Source organism: Candidatus Lokiarchaeota archaeon, from assembly GCA_014730275.1.
In the GTDB taxonomy this organism is placed as follows: domain Archaea; phylum Asgardarchaeota; class Thorarchaeia; order Thorarchaeales; family Thorarchaeaceae; genus WJIL01.
The window spans coordinates 1-2,675 of the sequence record WJIL01000037.1 but is presented as its reverse complement, the minus strand read 5'-3'; the positions used below and the strand labels follow the sequence as shown (position 1 = coordinate 2,675).

At 43.2% G+C, this 2,675-nt stretch carries 1 protein-coding gene; it reads left to right on the top strand.

The features are described 5' to 3' along the window. Window positions 1-222 precede the first annotated feature (222 nt). Window positions 223-1,812: a hypothetical protein gene (locus GF309_04705; GenBank protein MBD3158068.1), complete on the top strand. Its 1,590-nt coding sequence runs from the start codon at window positions 223-225 to the stop codon at window positions 1,810-1,812. Window positions 1,813-2,675 lie beyond the last annotated feature (863 nt).

Genomic DNA, 2,675 nt, shown 5'->3' with positions numbered 1-2,675 from the left:
TCCAACATATTCATTCTTCTTCTAAGTTCTTCAAAAATCGTATAAAGTTCTCATATTGCTTATATTGAAATCGCTTGGCCGTGTTTTCCCGCTTTTTGGCTGAAAATGGGATGTTTTTGCAGACAAAGTGCAATTTCAAGGACCACTTGATCATAATCATGTTCTAACACGAATAGATTTGTATTGGAATATCGTTTCTCTATAATTGGAGGATACGATGCAGTGCGACTAGCAACTCTAGATTGGTTGAACAATCTAGGACCGAACCATGCTGAACCGTACTGGTTTACCGATGAGCGGATATACGCGGGGATTAACGCCGCTCAATTCCAAGATAATCTCGATTGGGGGAAATTTGAGAACTACATGGGACTACAACCTGTTCCAAAACACAGAACTGTGAAAAACACACCAACCTCCCTAGAAGACATTCTACCAATCAAAATCGACGTGAAATCGAATCTTGGCACATGCAAGCTTCCAATTGACATAAGAGACCTCGACTACCTGATCCGTCGTTTAGAGGAATTCGACCACAAAAAATCACCGCAAGAGTATCTCTACCAAGCTCCCGGATTAAACATTGTAACCCGGGGAATAATTGCGCTGCGCGAGTACGCGGTATCCTGTGGAGAGAAACTTGATTGGAGTAGTGCGCTTGAAAACTACCTATCAATAGACAAACTTGCAGAACTGAACTACAGTAGTTTTGCACGGACTCTCTGGCCAAGGTATGATGTTTTGCCCGACGCTGCCGCTGAATACGATAACAAGAAATTATTGCAGGAATTGAGACAGTCGTTCAATGCGCTTCAACAACCTGCGTTATTGCAAGTTCTTGAGAAGGTTTGGAGTACAGAAGAACAGAGTAACATAACGTACAGTCTGATCCGAAAGGGAACTGGGTGCACCAAGCGTGATGCTAGTCGTTTCTTGGAAGAACTATCCTTCTTGATAACTGAACGCTTCATACCCGAAATGACAGCACTGGGGCTTAGATACAGATGCATGCTGACGCCAAACCTACGACCTCGAATCTGGAATGCTGGCCTCGCACGAGCGTACGAAATGGTGGATTCAGAGTATCCAGGTTTTTTCTTGTATATCGAGCCTCGAGAAAGCAGCGGTCCTAAACAAAGCGATTTGCAGGAAGGTGCAGTACATTTCACTGCAACTCGTGGAGTACTCTCCTTTCGGCTCGATCTCTGGGATGGTAAAAAGTGGCTTTTTGAACCCTATGAACCCAAGCCAGAACCCGTTGAAGGGAAGAAGGAGCGATGGCTAATCAAGGAAGTCAACACAAATGATGACGTTGTGCGCCTGAAAACTGGTGAAACAGTTCTCCTAGGAATTCTCATGTCATACTTGGGAGATGATACCTCAAGAGATCTGTTTCTAGAGCTACTTGAGTTCCCATCGCGCTCTGAGAGGCGATATAGAAAGAATCTCATAGACAATCAGGTTGTTGAAAGATGCTACCATCCCAAGCTCTGCTTCAGCGGCCTGCATGATGGCGTTCTTCTTGCTGTGACGGGAACTGACAGAATAGAGGAAATACGCAATCATCTTCTGTCAATTTCTGTTTACTGCGAAATCTACAGCAATGAATCGGATGGTTCGCTCTGGTCTATTATCCGGATGCCGAGGCACCGCGCTGATATCTGTCAAGGAGTCTTGGCTGAATACTTTGAGGTGATGGATCTGAACTACTATCTTGGTAGAATACTTTCGGAAAATTCTTACATGATGACCCAACCCAGACGACTTTACGACGAGAAAGCTGGACAATTTACTGATCCATGGACAGGTTAGCGTTTACGACCTCTTAGCACGTCTTGCTAAACGAACAATGAAGTTGACCATTGGGACTTTCTCGCAATACTCAATGTAGCACTATCCCAATCAAAACGAGACTAAGATGTTGAGAAAGGAGCATCAAAGCCAGGATATCTAAAAGATTAGATGCAGGAATTCAGTTTGCGAGATAATAGATTTCAAGTCTTATTGAATATCTGTGATTCCATAGGGAAAAAGGGGGATAAGCTACCCCCTTTTCGTACGCGTTCAGCGGTTTAAAACGGTTGATCAGGCATCTCTGGATCCAATATACTTCACCTCAAAATGAAGTATAGCGAAACAGCTCATCACTTACCCAGACGAAAGCATGGTCGAATCGCAAGGATATCTTCATGGATTTTATCTATCTATACCAAAAGATGTCAAAATACAAGATAGGGACTTAAATTGGATTGAGTAGAACGATATTGACTGGATTAGAGGTTCATCGATGAATAACAGTCCAAAGCAGTCAATAAAGAAATTTCTGTGAAAGGAGCTCGTTCACGTCATTATCCCAACCTTCTTCGGTAACTATTCGCTGGAAGAATCGGTAGGTGAATGCTCTAAACGCTGAAACCTTTGACATTCGAACCTCATATTCACTACTTAAAATATGCTTCAACAGTTCTTTTCTATCATGCTTTGCACAGCGAACTATAGCATATGAACAATCTCCACTGGGCTCAGTAAGAACGGAACAAGTAGGTACTGTGTTGAGCAAGGCGCCCATTAGAGAACAAACAGCCGATTCTACGCCCTTTACTTCTAAGAATGTAAGAGGTAACCCATACGGCGAAACTCTGTACATCAAATCTAATGCTTTTCCGTCCCTCATG